General features: G+C 66.8%; 21 protein-coding genes. 8 read left to right on the top strand and 13 right to left on the bottom strand.

Going from position 1 to position 19,496, the window contains the following annotated elements:
* Positions 1 to 85 precede the first annotated feature (85 nt).
* The 9 genes from H1R19_RS23375 to H1R19_RS21465 all read right to left on the bottom strand — a co-directional run bounded on the left by H1R19_RS23375 (position 86) and on the right by H1R19_RS21465 (position 7,037).
* A complete protein-coding gene (locus tag H1R19_RS23375; RefSeq protein WP_257865664.1) occupies positions 86 to 214 on the bottom strand; it encodes a hypothetical protein in 129 nt (42 codons plus the stop codon).
* 393 nt (positions 215 to 607) lie between these two features.
* A complete protein-coding gene (locus H1R19_RS21500; RefSeq protein WP_244970792.1) occupies positions 608 to 1,726 on the bottom strand; it encodes a hypothetical protein in 1,119 nt (372 codons plus the stop codon).
* A gap of 49 nt (positions 1,727 to 1,775) precedes the next feature.
* Positions 1,776 to 2,096 (bottom strand): hypothetical protein, encoded by a 321-nt coding sequence (locus tag H1R19_RS21495; protein WP_244970791.1) that lies wholly within the window; start codon positions 2,094 to 2,096, stop codon positions 1,776 to 1,778.
* 236 nt (positions 2,097 to 2,332) lie between these two features.
* Positions 2,333 to 2,470 carry a hypothetical protein gene (locus H1R19_RS21490; RefSeq protein ID WP_188328314.1) on the bottom strand — a complete coding sequence of 46 codons (138 nt, stop codon included), beginning with the start codon at positions 2,468 to 2,470 and terminating at the stop codon, positions 2,333 to 2,335.
* Positions 2,428 to 2,961: an acetyltransferase gene (locus tag H1R19_RS21485; RefSeq protein ID WP_219850117.1), complete on the bottom strand. Its 534-nt coding sequence runs from the start codon at positions 2,959 to 2,961 to the stop codon at positions 2,428 to 2,430. Before H1R19_RS21485 ends, H1R19_RS21490 begins: the two co-directional genes overlap by 43 nt.
* A gap of 191 nt (positions 2,962 to 3,152) precedes the next feature.
* Positions 3,153 to 4,319, bottom strand: a complete 1,167-nt coding sequence (locus H1R19_RS21480) for a hypothetical protein (RefSeq protein WP_188328312.1) — start codon at positions 4,317 to 4,319, stop codon at positions 3,153 to 3,155.
* A gap of 3 nt (positions 4,320 to 4,322) precedes the next feature.
* Positions 4,323 to 4,721, bottom strand: a complete 399-nt coding sequence (locus H1R19_RS21475; protein ID WP_219850116.1) for a hypothetical protein — start codon at positions 4,719 to 4,721, stop codon at positions 4,323 to 4,325.
* Between the two features lie 158 nt (positions 4,722 to 4,879).
* Positions 4,880 to 5,818: an adenylate/guanylate cyclase domain-containing protein gene (locus tag H1R19_RS21470; protein ID WP_219850115.1), complete on the bottom strand. Its 939-nt coding sequence runs from the start codon at positions 5,816 to 5,818 to the stop codon at positions 4,880 to 4,882.
* 46 nt (positions 5,819 to 5,864) lie between these two features.
* Entirely contained in the window at positions 5,865 to 7,037 is a 1,173-nt protein-coding gene (locus tag H1R19_RS21465) for a TetR/AcrR family transcriptional regulator (protein ID WP_188328309.1), read from the bottom strand.
* Positions 7,038 to 7,165: 128 nt separating this feature from the next.
* On the opposite strand from H1R19_RS21465, the gene H1R19_RS21460 reads away from it, so the two are divergent.
* The gene (locus H1R19_RS21460; protein ID WP_188328308.1) at positions 7,166 to 8,377 is read left to right on the top strand and encodes an acetyl-CoA C-acetyltransferase; all 1,212 of its coding nucleotides are present in this window, start codon (positions 7,166 to 7,168) and stop codon (positions 8,375 to 8,377) included.
* A 46-nt stretch (positions 8,378 to 8,423) separates the two neighbouring features.
* On the top strand, positions 8,424 to 10,598 hold the full coding sequence (locus H1R19_RS21455; RefSeq protein ID WP_219850114.1) for a 3-hydroxyacyl-CoA dehydrogenase NAD-binding domain-containing protein: 2,175 nt from the start codon (positions 8,424 to 8,426) through the stop codon (positions 10,596 to 10,598).
* Between the two features lie 166 nt (positions 10,599 to 10,764).
* On the opposite strand, the gene H1R19_RS21450 is transcribed toward H1R19_RS21455, so the two are convergent.
* Both H1R19_RS21450 and H1R19_RS21445 read right to left on the bottom strand, forming a co-directional pair.
* On the bottom strand, positions 10,765 to 11,700 hold the full coding sequence (locus H1R19_RS21450; RefSeq protein ID WP_219850113.1) for a hypothetical protein: 936 nt from the start codon (positions 11,698 to 11,700) through the stop codon (positions 10,765 to 10,767).
* A gap of 112 nt (positions 11,701 to 11,812) precedes the next feature.
* A complete protein-coding gene (locus H1R19_RS21445; protein ID WP_188328305.1) occupies positions 11,813 to 12,487 on the bottom strand; it encodes a slipin family protein in 675 nt (224 codons plus the stop codon).
* A gap of 378 nt (positions 12,488 to 12,865) precedes the next feature.
* Between H1R19_RS21445 and H1R19_RS21440 the strand changes: the two genes are divergently transcribed.
* On the top strand, positions 12,866 to 13,039 hold the full coding sequence (locus H1R19_RS21440; RefSeq protein WP_219850112.1) for a type IV toxin-antitoxin system AbiEi family antitoxin domain-containing protein: 174 nt from the start codon (positions 12,866 to 12,868) through the stop codon (positions 13,037 to 13,039).
* 43 nt (positions 13,040 to 13,082) lie between these two features.
* Here H1R19_RS21440 and H1R19_RS21435 read toward each other — a convergent pair whose 3' ends face one another.
* Both H1R19_RS21435 and H1R19_RS21430 read right to left on the bottom strand, forming a co-directional pair.
* Positions 13,083 to 13,940 carry an alpha/beta fold hydrolase gene (locus H1R19_RS21435; RefSeq protein ID WP_219850111.1) on the bottom strand — a complete coding sequence of 286 codons (858 nt, stop codon included), beginning with the start codon at positions 13,938 to 13,940 and terminating at the stop codon, positions 13,083 to 13,085.
* Between the two features lie 22 nt (positions 13,941 to 13,962).
* Positions 13,963 to 14,295: an ArsR/SmtB family transcription factor gene (locus H1R19_RS21430; RefSeq protein WP_188328302.1), complete on the bottom strand. Its 333-nt coding sequence runs from the start codon at positions 14,293 to 14,295 to the stop codon at positions 13,963 to 13,965.
* 151 nt (positions 14,296 to 14,446) lie between these two features.
* Between H1R19_RS21430 and H1R19_RS21425 the strand changes: the two genes are divergently transcribed.
* From H1R19_RS21425 to H1R19_RS21405, 5 genes are all read left to right on the top strand, one after another.
* Positions 14,447 to 16,012 carry an ABC transporter substrate-binding protein gene (locus tag H1R19_RS21425; protein ID WP_244971018.1) on the top strand — a complete coding sequence of 522 codons (1,566 nt, stop codon included), beginning with the start codon at positions 14,447 to 14,449 and terminating at the stop codon, positions 16,010 to 16,012.
* Complete coding sequence (locus H1R19_RS21420) at positions 15,994 to 17,082, top strand: ABC transporter permease (protein WP_219850109.1); 1,089 nt, start codon at positions 15,994 to 15,996, stop codon at positions 17,080 to 17,082. Before H1R19_RS21425 ends, H1R19_RS21420 begins: the two co-directional genes overlap by 19 nt.
* 110 nt (positions 17,083 to 17,192) lie before the next feature.
* The gene (locus tag H1R19_RS21415; RefSeq protein ID WP_188328535.1) at positions 17,193 to 17,990 is read left to right on the top strand and encodes an ABC transporter permease; all 798 of its coding nucleotides are present in this window, start codon (positions 17,193 to 17,195) and stop codon (positions 17,988 to 17,990) included.
* The gene (locus H1R19_RS21410; protein ID WP_219850108.1) at positions 17,987 to 18,754 is read left to right on the top strand and encodes an ATP-binding cassette domain-containing protein; all 768 of its coding nucleotides are present in this window, start codon (positions 17,987 to 17,989) and stop codon (positions 18,752 to 18,754) included. The genes H1R19_RS21415 and H1R19_RS21410 overlap by 4 nt, the downstream gene beginning before the upstream one ends.
* Positions 18,751 to 19,413: an ABC transporter ATP-binding protein gene (locus tag H1R19_RS21405; RefSeq protein ID WP_244970790.1), complete on the top strand. Its 663-nt coding sequence runs from the start codon at positions 18,751 to 18,753 to the stop codon at positions 19,411 to 19,413. Before H1R19_RS21410 ends, H1R19_RS21405 begins: the two co-directional genes overlap by 4 nt.
* Positions 19,414 to 19,496 lie beyond the last annotated feature (83 nt).

Here is a 19,496-nt window from a genome sequence, read left to right as displayed (position 1 = left end):
TTCGATCGAGATCGCAACGTCGAAATGAACTCTGCAAGTTGCCCGTTGAGTGGTCAGTCAATCGGGGCCGCAGGAAGATGAGGTGTCAGTTCGATGCCAGGTACCCGAGCAGAATCCCGATGCAGAAGGTCAGGATGGGGTAGGTGATGAACATCGACAGTTTGCCGGTGAAGTAGGTGCTCAGCTGTCGCCATTTATTGTCGTCGTCAACCACTGGTCCGCCATTTCTCTAATTTCTGATCGGACTGTTTCCGCCGCGGACACGGTAGTCGTGGCGGTGAAGATCGTGAGGACCGACTGCCCCGTCGCGGTCTGGTAGGCCAGTTGCGCGCGGTGGACGCGCAATTCGGTGTCCTGTGCGGTGTAGACGCCATCGTCTGTGCAGGTCCCTGCAGCGATCAGTGTGATATCGCACTCCCACACATCAGCCCCAAGAAGAAGGTGAGGCCGGACGGCAGGCACGCCAAGGGTGTCCAGAACATGAAACTCGTCGTACTGTCGGACAAACTGGTGGACAGCCTTCGGCGCGGACCCTCGTGTTCAGACCGAAGTTTCCACGGCGGCACAGATTCGGGGTCGCTTTCACCAGAGTCAGCGTGTCGCGCCATCAATCGAACCAACCTTTCACGACTTTCATCGCGTCGGAGCCTGCCTTGCTACCGATGGCGGCTCCGATCCCGGCTCCGATTGCCGTGCCGACAGGGCCGGCAAAGGACCCCACCACGGCACCTGCCGCCGCTCCACCGATCACTCCGCCGCCGACCGCCCCGACGACGGTTGCGGCAGCGTCGCCACCATCTTGCTCGTCGCGATCGTACTTGCTCCATTCGTCGTAAACCGTCACCCCCAAACCGAGAATGAACGAGCCTTTGGCCATCGACTTGCCGAGAGAGTTCATGCGTGCGACGTCGTCTGGACTCATGCCCGATTGACCGACTGACCGCCTCGTCCGGCGATAGGCCTCGGCGATGTCCTCTCCTCGTCTCTGTGCGGCGGAGATGGCCGCTGTGGCCGCCGGCCCGGATAGATCGCCCTCAACACCGAGAACGGTCTTGATGTACTCGATTCGCGACGGGTCCAGGCCACTCGGCCTACCCGCTTTGAGGTCTTCCAACTGTTGCGGCGTAAGCGCCGTCATGCGTTCGAAACGTCCGCGCTGTTCGGGGGTGGCCGTGCCATCGCGTACCGCTTTCGCATCGCTTTCCGCCAGCTTGGGGTCGACGAGCCCTCGGTTCGCAGCCACAGAAGGTGGCGTCATAGCCCCGATTTCGCCGAGTACACCGTTGATGGCATCCCGAGCCCCCGTCACGGTGTCATCAGCCGCAGTTCCTAGGCCGACGAGAGCGGAGTGGTGCTCGTATGCGAGCCCGGCGTCGTACTCGGCACCTTCGGGCGCGCGCGCCGGATCGAAGTTCACGGTGTAGTCGCGGCTACCCCGATCGAGGATGTAGCCGTCCCCGTCTGCCAGGGTCGTCCGGCTCTCGAGTGCCGTGATGGCACCGCGGATGTCGGCCGCCCCTGTCCGCAGTGCTGCCGCGAGGTCGCCGTACTCGTCGGCGGTGTGCCTGATCCACTTGGTGAGCCCGACGCCACGATCATCAGCCGGTGTTCTTGCCTCCCCGTGCCATTGCGCGCCTGTCAGATTCAGGACAGGGTTGCTCGCCTTCGGCGCCTCGACCTCCAAGTGGGCCTGCAGGCGAACAATGCCGCTCGCGATCTGGGACATGACCTCTGGCTTCCAGGAGGTCACCTCGCTATAGCTCGGTGGCATCGACCTACTGCACCGAAAGCAGGACGGAGAGCGGGACGATGTGGTGGGTCTGTTCCCCTTGGCGTTCAGGAAAGGGGACTGCATCCCGGATACGGCCGGCGCTCTGAACGTCTGTCGCCAGGGTGGTTTCCTTGGCGTCCACCACCAGCTCTGAGAACGCCGCAACTGCGCCGGACAGATTGGCCAGGGAGGTGCAGATGCGTTCGTCTGCGGTGGCCGCCATCACCGACATGTCGGCCGTCGCACCCCGGAAGTTGCCGGCCAGTTCGCCGAACGTCGACGACGTGCCCTCGAGGCCCGCGTACGACGTCAGTTCGAGCGCCATCAATCGTGAGGCGCAGTTCGAGACGTCTGTTGCAGCGGTGTCGAGTGCTGCTGGATCTACAACCAAGTCCGACATGAATCCCCCATTGATGTCGCAAACCACCATAGATGCTCGGAGGGCATCCTAGACACGGGCCTTGAGATGCTTGTAACCCCGGACACTCAGCGACGGTTGCGCAGCGATATCTGCGACGCCTCATCGACTCCGCGAGGATCGCACCAGCTGCATCGTATCCGTCACCGTGACATCAGGTAACCGACGAGAAGGCCGACGATGAACAGCACGATCGGGTAGGTGACGAACATCGAGAACCGACCACTGAAGTAGGTGCTCAGCTCGCGCTGCTTGTTGGGTTTGTTGTTTTCCGGAGCCAACGCGTTTCCATTTCCTTGATCTCGGGTTCGGTCGTGGGCCATGTAGTTTCGGTGGTCGTGGCGGTGAATATCGAGAGCATCGAGTTGCCCGAAGCAGTGGCGTAGGACAGCTGAGCACGGCGGATCCGGAGATCGGTTCCATCCGCCTGGTACGTGCCGTCGTCGACACACGAGTATCCGTCGAGATCGGCGGCGTGGTTCAGCACATGCGCCTCGTCCAATGCCGAGATGTCGAGCGTCGTGTCGATCTCGGACAGTCGAATGACATCACATTGCCCGAGATCGAAGTACTGGATGACGACGTTCGAGGCGAAGACAGGCGTCGGATTCTCCGATCGCAGCAGAACACGACTCGCCATCGACTTGTGCGCGGTGTCGTTGTCCAGGTCGTACCAGGCCGCGGGCGGAACGAAATCGAGCTCGGGCGTGGACGCCCGGAGCGTCGCGGTACTGCCGAGATTGACGATTGCGTACTCGATGGCGGAGATCATCGGTCCTCTCAGGAGAAGATGTTGATGCTGATGAACATGCCGACACCGAACGCCGAGGCGGATGGCAGGGCGACCAGGAAGTTCCGGGTGTAGGTCTTCAGGCCGCCAACCCAATAGCCAACCCCACGCGGAAACGATTGTGCCCGATGACGAGCCGATTGTCGGCCGCCGGGCGAGTTCTGACCCTGCACTTAGTCGAACCTACCTTTCACCCATTTGCCGATACTCGCGCCGTAGTGGCTGCCGAGCGCGGCGCCGATCCCCGCTCCCACGGCGGTACCCACGGGGCCTGCGAATGACCCGATGGCGGCGCCCGCCAGCGCGCCGCCCGCGTACCCGCCACCGACTGCGCCGACGACGGCTGCCGCTGTGTCGCCGCCGTCCTGTTCATCGCGGGAGTACTTGAGTCCCTCATCGACGAAGGTGTAGGCGATGCCGGCCCAGAAGGCACCTCTGGCCACGTTCTTGCCAACGGAGTTCAACCGCGCGACATCGTCGGCGCTCATACCCGCCTGTCCCACAGATCGCCGCTGTCGGGCGTACGCGTCTTCAATGTCGGACCCGCGACGCTCTAGTGCGCCGAGTGCGCCCGTCACAGCAGCGCTCTTGGGGTCCATGCCTGCGAGTCCCAGAGCGCCGAGGACGTACTGGAGGCGCGAAGGGTCCAGGTCGGAGGGTTGTCCTGCCTTCAACATCTCCAACTGCTCCGGCGTCAGATCCATCGCTCGGAGGAAGCGCCCGCGCTGTTCGGGAGTGGCCGTCCCAGTGCGTACAGCGGCTGCATCGCTTGCGGCGAGACTCGAATCGACGACTCCGCGGTTGACCGCGTTGGCGTCAGGTGTCATGCCGCCGAGTTCACCGAGTGCGGAGTTGATCGCGTCCCGGGTAGCGGTGACGGCGTCGTCGGCTGCGGTTCCGAGCGCCAGCAGCGCAGCGTGGTGCTCGTACTCGACGCCGGCGTCGTACTCGGCGCCCTCCGGTGCCCGTGCTGCGTCGAAGTTGACCGTGTACTCCCGGCTACCCCGGTCCAGGATGTAGCCGTCGGCATCGGCGAGATCCGTTCGGTTGGTGAGCGCCGTCATCGCACCGCGGATGTTCTGCTGCCCGGCTCGGAGCGCGGCCGCCAAGTCGCCGTATTCGTCGGCGACGCTGCGGATCCAGCGTGTGAGCCCGGCCGCGCGATCATCGGCCGGGCCGCGTGCCTCTCCCGTCCACTGTGCTCCGGTCAGGTCGAGCACGGGATTTCCGGCTTTGGGGGCCTCGATCTCCAAATGAGCCTGGAGCCGCATGATTCCGTTCGCGATCGACGCCATGGTTTCGGGATTCCAGGAGCGGACGTCGTTGTGGCTCGGCGGCATGGCCTACTGCACCGACAACAGAACACTCAGCGGGACGACGTGATCTGTCTGCTGACCGCCCTGTCGGGCGGGGTAGGCAACGGCGTCCTTGATCTGCCCCGCGCTGTGATGATCGGTCTCGACCGTCGTGTTCTTGGCTCCGAGGACCAGCTCGGAGAACGCAGACACGGTGCCGGACACATTGGCCAGCGACTCGGCGACCCGCTCATCGGCGCTCGAGGCCACGGCCGACATGTCGCTCGACGCGCCGGCGAACTGGCCGGAGAGCCGGCTGAATGTGGAGGCGGTTCCCTCCAGTCCCGCATGCGATGTCAGTTCGAGCGACATCAGCCGCGACGCGCAGCGTGAGATCTCGGTAGCGGCCGCCCCGACGGCTGCCGGGTCGACGATCAAGTCCGGCAAAGCTTCCCCCTTATGACTGAATGAACCACCATCGACGTACTCCGGTGAGGTTAAACCAGCAGCGTGATATCGGCCGGAGAGTGTCCACAGGACCAGTGGACCTCATCTCGACCGCCAGACTTCGATCGAGGTCTGGCAGTCGAGATGAAGTCTGGAGGTCAATCGACGAGCGGACCGTCTCGGTGCGCCTCGAGCACACGAGCCCTGAGGTGTTTGTAACCCCGGACACGCAGGGAGGGAATCGATTTCAGGTAGAAGCGGTCGTCATCGGCGAGCTGACCGGCGATCGTGTCGTCGACCAGCGTGGTTCCGGGGCGGGCCGAACTGGTCAGCCGCGACGCTATGTTGACGGGTTCGCCGAAGACGTCGCCGAGCCGGGACAGGACTGCGCCGCGAGCGAGCCCGACGCGAAGCGGTGGCAGGTTGTCGTCTTCGGAGAGCCGATGGATGTCGACGGCGGCGCTGGCGGCGGCCACGGCATCGTCGAAGGTGAACATCACCGCATCGCCGAGGGTCTTCACCACGCGGCCACCGTGATCGACGACCACGTCGAACGTGTCGTCCTCGAATGAACCGAGCAGTCGTTCGAGGTCCTGCATGTCGATCCGCCGAGACAGGCTGGTGTATCCGACGATGTCGGCGAAGCCGACGATGAGGTCGATCTTCTCGTCGGTCGAGTGTTCGGCGTGCCGCTCGAGCGCGAGCGCCATGTGTCGTCGCCAGATCAACTGCTGGATCTGGCCCAGCGCGTTGCTCATCTGTTCCAGGTCCCAGGGGAAGTCGGGGTCGTCGGCGATCTCACGCAGCTGATCGGCCTGCCACTCCGTCAGGCGGGCCATCGTCTGTCCGATGGCGCGGGCCATGGCGATCTGGGTGCCTTCGGGCATCGCGGCCGACGACGCCGTGAACAACCGGAGCGCAGCCAGGTCGGCGTCGGTGAAGACCTTGTCCGGGGTAGATCTACGCGCGAAACCGAAGGCGTTCCAGGCCTTTTCCGCGAACTCCGGAGACATGTCGAGCTCGGCGATCAACTCGTCACGGGTGTAACGGGGCTCGGTCATCGGGGAGATCTCGGATGTCGGGGAGGTCTCGTACATGCGAACAGTGTCCCCTACTCCGTGGCGCCGCGAGCGGTGTTGTGTGTCAGATCGCCAGTACGCCTTTCATCAGATACGCCATCCGGGCCGCGAACTGCGGACTGTGGGCGCCCCGCCGCATCCGTACGGCGTCGTTGACGATCGAGAGCGCGGCGTGCACGGCGACTGCGCCCTGATCGCGTTTGAGGCCGGGATCGACCTGGGTGAGCAGATCGACCCAGCGCGCGACATAGCGACGCTGCACGTCGACGAGGTCGGTGGCGCTGGCCTGGCCGGCAAGCACCGGCGAATTGTTGAAGCTGACCGACAGGTCGGGGGTGCTGGTGATCACGTTCACGTACGAGTCCACCAGGGTGGCAAGCAATTTCGCCGGGTCCGAGGTCGCCGCATAGGCCGCCATCACCCCGGCTTCCAGGCGCGCGCCGCTGCGCTGGCCGATGGCGACCAGGATGGCCAGCTTGGACGGGAAATGTTTGTAGACACTGGGTCCGGCGATACCCACCGCGGCGCCGATCTCGTCGACCCCGACGTCGGTGTAACCGCGCTCGGCGAACAAACCGGCTGCGGCGTCGAGGATCTCGTCACGGCGCGATCGGGTGACGCCGGCAACCGCGGGCGCCGCGTCGAGCGGTGGCGCGGCCGACGGTCGGAGCTCCACGAGTCGGCGGATGAGTGTCTCGATCTCGTCACGCGCGCGGGCGCTCGACATGCGGGTGTGGTGCACGGTGAGGCTGCCGCTCACACTGAGCAGTGCCCACGCGAGTTGCACCGCTTCGCGGTCGGTGAGGTCGTCCCGTTCGGCGGAGAGTGCCGCGGCCCAGCGGCCGATCGCCTCGCGGGTCCGCACCGCGACCTGCCTGTTCTGCTCGGTCGTGAGGTAGTTGCTGGTCCACCGCCACAACGACGCGGTCTGCGGGCGCTGCACGGCCAGCGTGCACACCGTCGAGATCAGCGACGCCGCGTCGTGACCGTCGGCCAGGGCGCGGTCGGTGCACGCCTCGAGATCGTCGACGCCGGCGAGGACGGCGGCGGCGAGCAGTGACTGCTTGTCGTCGAAATGCCGATACACCGACGGAGCGGTGACCCCTGCCGACCGGGCGATGTCGGCCAGCGACACCTGGGGATACCCGCGCTGGAGGAAGAGCGCGGCCGCTGAGTCGACGAGTTGTCGCTTGCGGTCGGCGCCCCGGGCTCGGGTGGCGGGTTTGCGGTCAGGCATGGTGAACAGACCATAGCGCACATTCCACCGATCACCCTCCGCTTGACCACTGGGTATAGCCAAATAGGTTATTCCGGGTTAGCCTCGGTGGGTAACCAATTCGTGGTTCGTGTGAAAGGAACACTTTCGTGCCTGATCAAGCATTCATCTACGAGGCAATCCGTACGCCTCGTGGCAAGCAGCGCGGCGGTGCGTTGCACAGCGTCAAGCCGGTCGACCTCGTGTCCGGGCTGATCAACGAGCTCCTGGCCCGCCACGGTGGCCTCGACCCTGCCGACGTCAACGACGTCATCCTCGGTGTCGTCTCGCCGGTCGGCGAGCAGGGTGCGGTCATCGCACGCACCGCAGCGCTCAACAGCGGACTCCCCGAGACCGTTCCGGGCACCCAGATCAACCGCTTCTGCGCCTCGGGCCTCGAAGCCACCAACCTCGCCGCGGCCAAGGTCGCCTCCGGCTTCGACGACCTGGTTCTCGCCGGTGGCGTCGAGTCGATGTCGCGCGTCCCGATGGGCAGCGACGGCGGTGCGCTCTTCACCGACCCCGCAACCGCATACGACCACTACATCGTCCCCCAGGGCATCGGCGCCGACCTGATCGCCACCATGGAGGGCTTCTCGCGCGAAGACGTCGACGCCTACGCCGCCGAGTCGCAGGCCCGCGCCGAAAAGGCTTGGAACAGTGGCTACTTCACCAAGTCGGTCGTCCCGGTCAAGGACATCAACGGGGTCACCATCCTCGACCACGACGAGCATCGTCGTCCCGGTAGCACCGTCGAGAGCCTCGGCAAGCTGAAGGCCGCCTTCGCCGCCCTCGCCGACATGGCAGGCTTCGACGACGTCGCCCTGCAGAAGTACCCGAGCGTGGAGAAGATCAACCACGTCCACACCGGCGGCAACAGCTCCGGCATCGTCGACGGCTCGGGCCTGGTGCTCGTCGGCAGCGAAGAGGCAGGCAAGCGCAACGGTCTGACCCCGCGCGCCCGCGTCGTCTCCTTCGCCGAAGTCGGCAGCGAGCCCACCATCATGCTCACCGGCCCCACCCCGGCCACCGAGCTGGCGCTGAAGAAGGCCGGACTGACCGTCGACGACATCGACGTCTTCGAGCTGAACGAGGCCTTCGCCTCGGTGGTCATGAAGTGGATGAAGGATCTGAAGATCCCGCACGAGAAGGTCAACGTCAACGGTGGCGCGATCGCCATGGGTCACCCGCTCGGCGCGACCGGCGCGATGATCTACGGCACCTGCCTCGACGAGCTCGAGCGCACCGGCGGCCGCTACGGCCTGATCACCCTCTGCATCGGTGGCGGCATGGGCGTCGCAACCATCATCGAGCGTCTCTGACCCTCCCGGCCCTGCCACTTCACGAGAAAGAACTCTGCGAAACACAATGAGTGACAACATGATCAACTGGGAGAAAGACGCCGACGGCGTCGTCATCCTGACCATGGACGACCCCAACCAGGGCGCCAACACGATGAACGCGCTCTATCAGGAGTCGATGGCTGCGACCGTCGACCGCCTGGAGGCCGAGAAGGACGACATCACCGGTGTCGTGCTCACCTCCGCGAAGAAGACCTTCTTCGCCGGTGGCGACCTCAAGGACATGACGAGCGACCGCAAGGACGTCTCGAAGGCGGAGATCGCCACCCAGATCACCGAGACGACCAACGGCATGAAGAAGGTGCTGCGTCGTCTCGAGACCCTCGGCAAGCCGGTCGTCGCCGCCATCAACGGTGCTGCCCTCGGTGGCGGCCTGGAGATAGCGCTGCACACCCATTACCGCGTGGCCGCGGACGTCAAGGGCCTCGCGGTCGGTCTGCCCGAGGTGACCCTCGGCCTGCTGCCCGGCGGCGGTGGCGTGGTCCGTACCGTGCGTCTGCTGGGTATCCAGAACGCACTCATGGGCGTCCTGCTCCAGGGCCAGCGCTTCAACGCGACCAAGGCCAAGGAGACCGGCCTGGTCGACGAGGTCGTCGGCTCCATCGAGGAACTCATCCCCGCCGCCAAGGCATGGATCAAGGAGAACCCCGAAGCGGCACAGCCGTGGGACAAGAAGGGCTACAAGATCCCGGGTGGTGCCCCCACCAACCCGGCCTTCGCCGCGAACCTCCCGGCACTGCCCGCCTTGCTGCGCAAGCAGATCAAGGGCGCCAACATGCCGGCTCCGCGCGCCATCCTGGCCGCCGCGGTTGAGGGTGCCTACGTCGACGTCGACACCGCCGACATCGTCGAGACCCGCTACTTCGTCTCGCTGGTCACCGGCCAGGTCGCGCAGAACATGATCAAGGCGTTCTTCTTCGACCTGCAGCACATCAACGGCGGCGGCTCGCGTCCCGAGGGCTATGACAAGTTCACCGCCAAGAAGGTCGGCGTCATCGGCGCCGGAATGATGGGCGCCGCAATTGCTTACGTGTCGGCCAAGGCCGGCATCGAGGTCGTCCTCAAGGACATCGACCTCGACGCCGCCAAACGCGGCAAGGGATATGCGGAGAAGCTCGAGGCCAAGGCTGTCGCCAAGGGCAAGTCGACGCAGGAGAAGAGCGATGCGCTCCTCGCCCGCATCCACCCGACCGTCGACGCCGCCGATTTCAAGGGTGTCGATCTGGTCATCGAGGCCGCTTTCGAGTCGGTCGAGGTCAAGCACAAGGTGTTCCAGGAGATCGAGGACATCGTCGAGCCCGACGCCGTCCTGGGTTCCAACACCTCCACCCTGCCGATCACCATCCTCGCCGAGGGCGTGAAGCGGTCCGAGGACTTCATCGGAATCCACTTCTTCTCGCCGGTCGACAAGATGCCGCTGGTCGAGATCATCAAGGGTGAGAAGACCTCGGATGCTGTGCTGGCCAAGGTCATCGACTACACCCTGCAGATCCGCAAGACGCCGATCGTGGTCAACGACAGCCGCGGCTTCTTCACCAGCCGCGTCATCGGCACCTTCGTCAACGAGGCCATCGCCGCCGTCGGCGAGGGCGTCGAGCCGGCGTTCATCGAGCATGCGGGCACCCAGGCCGGTTACCCGGCCGCGCCGCTGCAGCTGATGGACGAGCTGACCCTGACCCTGCCGCAGAAGATCCGCAAGGAGACCGAGACAGCGGCCAAGGCCGAGGGCAAGGAATTCCCGCAGCACGGCTCGAACGCCGTCGTCGACTGGATGATCGAGAACGGCCGCACCGCCAAGAAGGACGGCAAGGGCTTCTACGACTACGACGAGAACGGCAAGCGCACCCAGCTCTGGCCGGGTCTGCGTGAGCACTTCAAGTCGGGCACCAAGGAGATCCCGCTCGAGGACATGAAGGAGCGCATGCTCTTCGCCGAGGCCCTCGAGACCGTCAAGTGTTTCGACGAAGGTGTGCTCACCTCCGTGCCGGACGCCAACATCGGTTCGATCTTCGGCATCGGCTACCCCGCGTGGACCGGTGGTGTCATCCAGTACATCAACGGTTACGAGGGTGGACTCCAGGGCTTCGTCGACCGCGCGCGCGACCTCGCGTCGAAGTACGGCAAGCACTTCGAGCCGCCGGCCTCTCTGGTCGAGAAGGCCGCGAAGGGCGAGAAGTACTGACCCTTCGTGGCTCGTCGCTGACGCTCCTCGCGCCTCAGGGGGCGGGAGACTGACGTAACAGGGCCCCGGCCGGATTCGTTCCGGCCGGGGCTTCTGCTTGCGCTCACCTTTTCCGTTCCCGCTCATAAGAGTTGGGTGAGCGGGAACGGAAGACGTGAGCGCACGGTCAGGCGGCGAGGAGGCCGAGCTTCTGTAGCCAGGGTCGCAGAAGCGCGTCGAGTTCACCCTTCCTCAGGGTCGACCATGTCCACCGGACGACGACCACTCCCGCGGCGCGCAATCGGTCTTCACGGAGCTTCTCGCGGACGACCGCGTCCGCCGTTGTCTCACCGGGTTTCACCAGCGCGCCGTATTTCTGCAGACCGTCGAACTCGCCGACCAGTAATTCGTCCCAGTCGAAGTCGCTGCGGTAGCGCGCCCCACCGAGCACGAACTCCCGTTGCAGAGTGGGAAGTGGCAGGCCCGCGTCGATCATCTGTGCGCGACTCCACGATTCGCCGACGCTTTCCGACGCGGCGTCTGCGAACGGCATGGCCCGTCGGGCGTTGCGAGCGCTTCGACGCCGACGGCCGGACAGCAGGTCGCTCATCGTCTCGCGATCCGCGCCGAGCCGCAGAGCGGCGTCGAAGACGACCAGCGCCTGCGCAAAGGTGCCCATGATGGCGACGTCGACCGCGGTGCGCTCGATCGAGGTCGCGCGAACGCCGTCGATCTGGACGATCTCGGCGGGGTCGAGTGGCGCGGCGTGGATATGTCGCTGTGCTCGGATGGACCCGCCCGAAGTGCGACCGGTGGTCACGTGGACGAGCGACAGGTCGGGATCGAGCATGGGGAGACCGAGCACCGCGGCTGCGGAGGTATGACTGAGGGGGTGTCCGTCCGCCCGTTCCGAGGCGGCGGTGGCGAGAGCGCGGAGGCGATGCCGCTTCTCGGCCGAATCCGCACCCGTGGGCTGATCGGTGGCGGCGATCCAAACACCCGGGATCACACGGATCAGCTCGCCGCGGGCCAGGGAACCGGACAGTTCCTCGTCGGAGAACCCGGCACGGAGCGCCGCGTCGCGCTGGAGGAGTCCGAACCGGTCGGCGGGGAACATCAGCATGGGTACTTCGACGCAGCGGGGCGCTCTTCGGTTCCATCTACACCGGTCGCTCACGATATCCGTTCCCGCTCACATGATCTGGGTGAGCGGGAACGGATCCGGTGAGCGTAACTCAGTCGTCCGACGGCACCTCGGCGCCGCCGACGCTGAGGACGACCCGCGCGCCGTAGGGCACGGCCTCGACGAGGCGCAGCTGCGCCAGTGCCGGGTGGGCGTCGAGCAACCGGCCCGCGTTGGCCAATGCGCGCAGGGCGGCGGTCTCCGCCCGAGCCGCCTCCAACTTTGCGAGACCGCGGGTCTTGGCGGTGATCACCTCGAGTGCGGCACTGCGGACTTCGGCCGGGACGATGACGTCGCGGACGACGACCTCGAGGACTTCCATCCCAACGGTCCCCGCGACCTGTGCCGCGGCGACGCGGATCGGTTCGACGTCGACAGAGTCGCCGCGCCGCACGAGATCGTCCGACGCAACGCCGGCGCAGACCTCACGCAGCGCGATCTGGGCGGCCAAGTATACCGCGCCGATCGGGTCGGAGGCCCGCTCGACGAATGCCACGGCATCGATCACTCTGGCGCGCAACGTCATTGAGATGCGGACCGCCATGGAGTCGGCGGTGAGGATCTCCTGCGGTGCGACCTGGATCAGGCGCTCACGCAGGTCGACGCTCAGCGTTGCGTCGGGCTTGCGTACGCGGTGACGACCGGTGGGCAGCGTCTGGACTTCCGCGCCCCGGTACGCCAGCACGGTGTGGCCCGGTGGGACGGTGATTCGGTTGTGGAACAGCATGGCGATCCTCCTTTCCGTTGCGTCGCAATGCTTGTCGGGTCAGAAAATTCGGATGGCGACACCGCTCGCGGGCGGGCCGGCCGGTGGGGTGCGTCGCGGGGTCGCGAACGACCCGGACGACGACCGCAGAACCGACCAGGCCCGTGCTCCCGGGAGCGGTGCCGTGTCAGGACTCGAACCTGCTCGGGATGTATCCCTTGCCATCTGGAGGCGGACGAGGATTCCGACGCGCAGAAACACTTCGCGGTATCCCGCTCCGGCCTGCTGGTCCTCGTGCCGAATGGGAACTATGCCAGCGGGGCGCCCACGGGTGCAACGGATTTATCTGTGAGACAAGCGGGTGGGAACCCGTTGCCGCCTTGCTGCGTCGAACAAATCGTGAACCTGATTCCCCCAGACCCAACCGGCCTCATCCTGCGCGAGGACGCCCTGCGCGCCGGGCTGTCCGATGAGGACCTCGACACGGCGGTGTCGCACGATCACCTGGTGCGCGTCGGCCCGGGTGTGTTCGCGTTGGCCTTCGGATACCTGCTGTCGTCCAGGCATGTGTGATCGTGCCGTCGGCGGGCGCCTCGAGGGGGCCCGCCGAACGAGATCAGCGACTCAGGAAGGCCGATACCGCCGACTCGAAGGCCTCCTTGGCCTCGATCATCACCCAGTGACCACACTTCGGGAAGATGTGGAGCTCGGCGTCGGGGATGAGGCGCATCGGGACCATCGCCATGTCGGGTGGGCTGACGCGGTCGTCGCGGCCCCAGGTCAGCAGCGTGGGGCAGGCGACCTTGTGCATCGACGCCCAGTACGGCGGGTTGTCCGAGGCGGCCATGAACTGTTGCTGCATCTCGAAAGCTGCAGAGCCGTACATCATCTGCGCGGTCTTGTGGGCGTCGGGATTGATGGCGGCTTCCCATCGCTCCTCGATGAGCTCCTCGGTGACGAGCGAGCGGTCGAAGACCATCGAGTTCAGCCACCGGACCAGCTTGTCCTTGTCTGGGTTGTCGGTGAACTCCTGCAGCAGACGCAGACCCTCACTGGGGCTGGGGCTGAACACATTCGGACCGACGCCGCCGATGGTGACCAGCTTCTCGACCCGGTCGGGTTTCTTGATGGCCAGGTTCACGCCGACGACGCCGCCCATCGAGTTGCCGATCATCGCCGCCGAGTCGATGCCGAGCGCATCCATGAAACGGATGACCGAACCGCCGGCGGTCAGGACCGGGTGACCTTCGACGGCATCGCTCACGCCGAAGCCGGGGAACTCGATCACGTAGCAGTGGTGCGTCTGCGCGAAGTGGCCGAGGTTGCCGCGATAGTTGCGCCAGCCCGTCACGCCCGGGCCGGAGCCGTGCAGCAGGATCAGCGGCGGCGCGTCGGCGTCGCCGGCCTCGTGATAGCGCAGCGTGCCCTGGTCGGTCGTCAGTTCCCGTTTGGTTGCATCGAAGGTGACATCCACAGCGACAAGACTAGAACGTGTTCTAATCCATTGTCACCGCATGGGTGTGATCAGCGTGCTGACCGGGCGAAATATGGCCGACTCCGATGATGTCGTGCAGGATGCGATGGACGATCGCGTCGCCGACGACCTCGTAGTGGACCATCCGGCCCGCCTTCTCTGATCTCACCCACCCCTGGGCTCGCAACTTCCGGATCGACTGCGACGCCGCATTCTCGGTGATCCCGGTGGCGGTGGCGAGCTCGGTGACCGTCGAACCCGGGCGTGCGTGCATCTCGGCGACGAGGCGCAGTCGGGTCGGATCGCTGAGCAGTGTGAATCTCGCCGCCCACGACTCCGCATCGAAATCGGTCACGCAGTCCTCCTCGTCTCGCCGGTGCCCCCAATCGTTCATCACCGTTGTGCAGACGGCAAATGCATGTCTGTGCGAACATGTGTGAATGACGACACGTGTTGCGCGACCCCGGTCCCGGCGGTCCAGGCGCGTGTTCGCGCTCACCGGAGCGATGGTCCTGCTGGTGGTGTCCGCCGCGGCGGGATGCTCCTCGTCGGACTCCGCCACGGCCACCGACCAGATCGTGCTCGGCGAAGGTCAGGAACTCGGCGCCTTCAACCCGATGCTCGGCTATGCCCAGCTCGGTGTCTCACCGATCTACGACGGCCTGCTCATCCCGGCCGCCGACGGAGACGACCGCGTACCCGACCTGGTGCCCGCACTCGCCGCCGCAACGCCCGAGCGCACCGCGCCGCGGACCTGGCGGGTGCCACTGCGGAGCGGGGTCACCTTTTCCGACGGCAGCAGCTTCGACGCCGCCGATGTCATAGCCACCTACCGTGCTGTCGTCGACCCGCAGGTGGCGTCGGAGATCTCGACCGACTTCGCGCCGATCGTCGACATCGAAGCCGATGGGCCCGAGGCGATCACGGTCCGGATGGACACCGACGCCGACCCGTCGCCGTACCTGCTGCTCGGGATCGTGCCGTCGGAGGAGGTGCAGGCGGCTCCGGCCGCCGAATGGTCACTCAACACCGCACCGGTCGGCACCGGCGCCTACCGCCTCGACACTCTCGAGCCGGATCAGGCGATACTCGTTGCCCGCGAGAACTATTGGGGCACCGCACCTTCGGTGAACCGGATCGTCTACACCTACGTGCCCGACGACAACACCAGGGCGCAACGGATCGGGGCCGGCGAGATCGACGGGGCGGCGCTGCCCCCGCGCCTCGCCGACAGCCTCACCGGGAGGGCGGGAATCGACGTCGTCGCGGTGAAATCCGCGGACTGGCGGGGCATCTCGTTGCCGAGCGCCAACGCGTTCACCGCAGACCCGGCGGCTCGGCGCGCGATGAACCTCGGTGTGGACCGCCAGGCCGTCGTCGACGATGTGCTCAGCGGTAAGGGCGAGGCGGCCAGCACCCCGATCGCCTCGGTGTACGGCGACGCCGTCTACGACGAGCAGACCCAGTTCGCCTACGACACGACCGCGGCGGGCGCGGCGCTCGACGCCGCCGGATGGCGAACCGGACCCGACGGCATCCGCACCCGCGGTGCCGACCGCGCATCGTTCCCGCTGCTCTACAACGCTCAGGACACCCTGCGTCGCGACCTCGCGGTGGCGTTCGCGGCCGAGATGAAGAAGATCGGTGTCGAGGCGTTGACCCGGGGGACCAGCTGGGACGAGATCGAGACCAAGATGACCACCGCCGGTGTGCTCCTCGGCGGCGGTGCGACGCCGTACAGCATCGATTCACAGGTCTACGACACTCTCCACACGCGCGTGGCCGATTCGTCGCCGTACTCCAATCCGGGGAACTTCACCGCACCCGGCCTCGACGCCCTTCTCGACGAGGCGCGCGAATCCGCACCCGGGCCGGAGAACGACGAGCGGTACCGGCGGATCCAGCAGATCTACGCCGAGCAGCCGTCGTATGTGTTCCTCGCCTTCCTGCACCACACCTACGCCGCGCGCAGTGCCGGATGGCAACACGACGCCCCGATCCTGGAACCCCATTCACACGGTGTCACGTGGGGGCCGTGGTGGAATCTCCCGTCATGGCAACCGAAGTCATGACCGCGGTCGTCACGCCTGGGGTCACCGCGTCTGGGACCACCACGCCGCCGGTCACCGGCACCGGCGCGCGGAGCCCGCACGACCGCCGTCGTTCGCGGTTGCGGGCGACCGGACGGCTCCTCCTGCGCCGGATCGCGCTGATGATCCCGACGACGATCCTGGTGTCGCTGGGTATCTTCGCGGTGGCCGCGGCGTCGCCGTTCGATCCGCTGACCGCACACCTCGGCGACAACTACCAGAACGCCACGCAGTCCCAGCGTGATGCGGTGACCGAGGCCTACGATCTCGACCAGCACTGGCTGCACGCGTGGTGGGACTGGTGGGGCGCGGTGCTCCACGGCGACCTGGGCTGGTCGTCGACGCTCAAGGACCCGGTCGCCGACGTGATCGTCGAGCGGATGCCGTTCACATTCGCGATGTCGTTGGCCGCGTTGGTCACCGCAGCGTTGATCGCGATCGTCCTGGGTGCTGTCATCGGCATGCGCCGTGGCGGTCTGCTCGACCGCGCGTGCACCGCGATGGCCGCGCTGCTGGCCGCCACCCCGCCCTTCGTGGTGTCGCTGGTCCTGGTCAGCGTCTTCGCGGTGGGTATGGGGATGTTCCCGACCTCGGGCGCCCGGCGCCCCGGCGAGGACTATTCGATCGGCGGCCTGGTCACCCATGGCGTGCTGCCGTACCTGGCGCTCACGATCTCGATGATCCCGTGGCTGCTGCTGACCATGCGGTCGGCGGTCGTCGACGCCTCCGCCTCCGATGCAGTGCGTGCGGCCCGGGCGCGCGGCATCGGCGGGTGGGCGCTGCTGCGTGGGCACATCGCGCCCGTGTCGGTGTTGCCGACACTGGCACTGCTCGGCACCCGACTCCCCGAACTCATCGCCGGCGCCGCGATCGTCGAGACCGTCTTCGGATGGCCCGGTCTCGCCCAGGCGCTCGTCGAGTCGGCAGTGGCACTGGATTTCTCGTTGCTGGCTGCACTCGCCGTCGGGTCGGCGATCCTCGTGCTCGTCGGCTCGGCGCTCGCCGATGGCGCAGCCGTCTGGATCGACCCGCGGATCGGGCTGCGCGCGTGACCATCCTGCGACGAGACGTCGCCGCACCACCGACCACGCCGCCACCGACCAGGCCGTCACCGGACGCAGCGACAGAGAGTCGCCGCGTCGTCATCGCGTTCCGCGTGAAGATGATCGCGCCCTGGGTCGTGCTCGGAGCGGTCGCACTGATCGCGATCGGCTGGCCGCTGCTGGCCGGCGACCAGACCGCCGATTTCTCGAAGTCGTTGCGGGCGCCCGGTGGTGAGGCGCTGCTGGGCACCGACCACTCCGGGTACGACCTGGGCGTCCGCACCGCCGAGGGTCTCCGCATCTCCCTGCTCATCGCGATCGCGTGTGCCCTGCTCGCAACAGCGCTGGGCGTGGTCATCGGCCTCGCGTCGGTCACCGTGGGCGGTTGGGCCGACGCGATCGTGATGCGCGTCGTCGATGGTGTCAATGCACTACCGCACCTCGTCGTCGGTGTGGTGATCGCGGCGATGTGGCGCGGCGAACCTGTCGCGATCATCGCCTCCATCGCACTCACGCACTGGCCCGCCGTCGCCCGCGTCGTGCGTGCCGAACTCCTCGAGGCAACCTCGGCTGGTTGGGTGGAGTCTGCCCGGCTGGCCGGCGCCTCCCGCACGTTCATCGCCACCCGCCACCTCCTGCCCGCGGTGAGCGGACAGGTTCTGGTCGCGTTGACAGTGCTTCTCCCGCATGCGGTCTGGCATGAGACGACCCTGTCGTTCCTGGGTGTGGGACTCTCGCCGGACGAGGCGAGCCTCGGCACGCTGCTCGGTCAGGCACGTGGCGACGTCCTCACCGGAGCCTGGTGGACGCTCGTCGTTCCGGGTGTCGCACTGATGATCACCGCGCTCGCGTGCGCTGCGGCGGCGTCGTCGCTACGGCGGGTATCGCTCCCGCCGGCGGGGGAGGTGTGGCGATGAACGGCGCGCAGGTCGAGCACCTGACCGTCGACATCGACATCCGGCAGCGGTGGAGGCGAAGCGCCGTGCGGGTACTCGACGACATCACCGTCGATCTCCCTGCCGAAACGATGACCGCGCTGGTCGGCGAATCGGGTTGCGGGAAGTCGATGGTCGCCTCGGCGCTCTGCGGGCTGCTCCCTCCGGGGGCGACGGCGCTCGGCACGGTGACGATCGGCGAGGCGGCGCTCACCGGTGACGAGCTCGACGGGAGCGGCCGCCGCTGGGCCGCCCTGCGCGGGCACCGCGTCGGCCTCGTGCCGCAGTCGGCCGCGTCGTCGTTCACGCCGGTGCGCACCCTCGGCTCCCAGCTCGACGAGGTCATCGCGACCCTCGACGGTCCCCACGACGCTGCCCGGCTGTGCCGTCGGGTTCACCTCGATCCCTCGGCGCTGGATCTGTTTCCGCACGAACTCTCCGGCGGCATGGCCCAGCGGGCTGCGATCGCTGCCGCGATGGCCGGCGACCCGGAGGTGATCGTCGCCGACGAGCCCACCTCCGCACTCGACCCCGACCTCGCCGCCGGGATCTGGGACCTCCTCGCCGAGTCGGCGGGCAACGGCGCCGCCGTGCTCGTCATCACCCATGACATCGCGGCGTTGCGCCGGGGGTGCCACTCGATCGCGGTGATGCGCGCCGGACGGATCGTCGAACACCGCGAACCGGCCGACATCCTCCGGTCCGACGATCCCTACGTCGCCGAGTTCTTCCTGGAGGCGTCGTGACGACCTCCGAAACCGGTCGCATCCTCGGCTCCGGCGCCCTGGTGGGCACCGGGCTGAGCGCGCGATACGGCGAGACCGAGGTGTTCGCCGGCCTCGACGTATCGGTGGAGTCGGGGTCCATCACCGGTGTCGTCGGACGATCGGGCAGTGGCAAGACGACGCTGCTGCGCATCCTCGCCGGACTCGTCCCGCCGGCCGCGGGCAGCGTCGACCGGCAGGGATGTCGGCCACCCGGGAATCGTCGGGCGGCCGGGGACATCGGCCTGCTCGCCCAGCACCCGCGACTGGTCACCAACCCTCGCTGGACTCTGCGGCGAATCGTTGCCGAGCCGGCCGCCATCTCGCGACGTACCTGTGACGTGGGCTCGGTCGCGCGGAAGGTGGGACTCGACCCCGCGCTCCTCGACCGCTACCCGGCACAGGTCAGCGACGGCCAGCTGCAACGCGCGTGCCTCGGCCGGCTGGTGGTGCAGGCCCCTCGATTCGTGTTGTGCGACGAACCGATCGCCATGCTCGACCCCGTCTCCGCGCGCGGGGTGATCGCACTGCTTCAGGACATGGTCGACGACGGCGCCGGGATGGTGCTGGTCAGCCACAACCGCCGGCTGGTGGAAGCACGGAGTTCGCGGCTCGTCGACCTCGACGCGAACAGGGCGTGATGGCCTGCGGTGTCGAGTCACCAGGTGGTTTCGACACGGCTCGTCGCTTCGCTCCTCACCTGCTCAACCAGCGGCGGGCTCAG

Origin of the sequence: Gordonia jinghuaiqii (genome assembly GCF_014041935.1) — a bacterium.
Taxonomy (GTDB): Bacteria; Actinomycetota; Actinomycetes; order Mycobacteriales; family Mycobacteriaceae; genus Gordonia; species Gordonia jinghuaiqii.
This window is presented reverse-complemented; position numbering and strand designations above follow the sequence as displayed.

Coding starts and splice junctions, on each gene's coding strand:
- H1R19_RS21445 (WP_188328305.1), bottom strand. CDS start 12,487: ATGCTGTTCCACAACCGAATCACCGTCCCACCGGGCCACACCGTGCTG.
- H1R19_RS21455 (WP_219850114.1), top strand. CDS start 8,424: ATGAGTGACAACATGATCAACTGGGAGAAAGACGCCGACGGCGTCGTC.
- H1R19_RS21465 (WP_188328309.1), bottom strand. CDS start 7,037: ATGCCTGACCGCAAACCCGCCACCCGAGCCCGGGGCGCCGACCGCAAG.
- H1R19_RS21495 (WP_244970791.1), bottom strand. CDS start 2,096: ATGGCGCTCGAACTGACGTCGTACGCGGGCCTCGAGGGCACGTCGTCG.
- H1R19_RS21500 (WP_244970792.1), bottom strand. CDS start 1,726: ATGTCCCAGATCGCGAGCGGCATTGTTCGCCTGCAGGCCCACTTGGAG.
- H1R19_RS21485 (WP_219850117.1), bottom strand. CDS start 2,961: ATGATCTCCGCCATCGAGTACGCAATCGTCAATCTCGGCAGTACCGCG.
- H1R19_RS21425 (WP_244971018.1), top strand. CDS start 14,447: ATGGTCCTGCTGGTGGTGTCCGCCGCGGCGGGATGCTCCTCGTCGGAC.
- H1R19_RS21415 (WP_188328535.1), top strand. CDS start 17,193: ATGATCGCGCCCTGGGTCGTGCTCGGAGCGGTCGCACTGATCGCGATC.
- H1R19_RS21450 (WP_219850113.1), bottom strand. CDS start 11,700: ATGCTGATGTTCCCCGCCGACCGGTTCGGACTCCTCCAGCGCGACGCG.
- H1R19_RS21480 (WP_188328312.1), bottom strand. CDS start 4,319: ATGCCGCCGAGCCACAACGACGTCCGCTCCTGGAATCCCGAAACCATG.
- H1R19_RS21420 (WP_219850109.1), top strand. CDS start 15,994: ATGGCAACCGAAGTCATGACCGCGGTCGTCACGCCTGGGGTCACCGCG.
- H1R19_RS21470 (WP_219850115.1), bottom strand. CDS start 5,818: ATGTACGAGACCTCCCCGACATCCGAGATCTCCCCGATGACCGAGCCC.
- H1R19_RS21410 (WP_219850108.1), top strand. CDS start 17,987: ATGAACGGCGCGCAGGTCGAGCACCTGACCGTCGACATCGACATCCGG.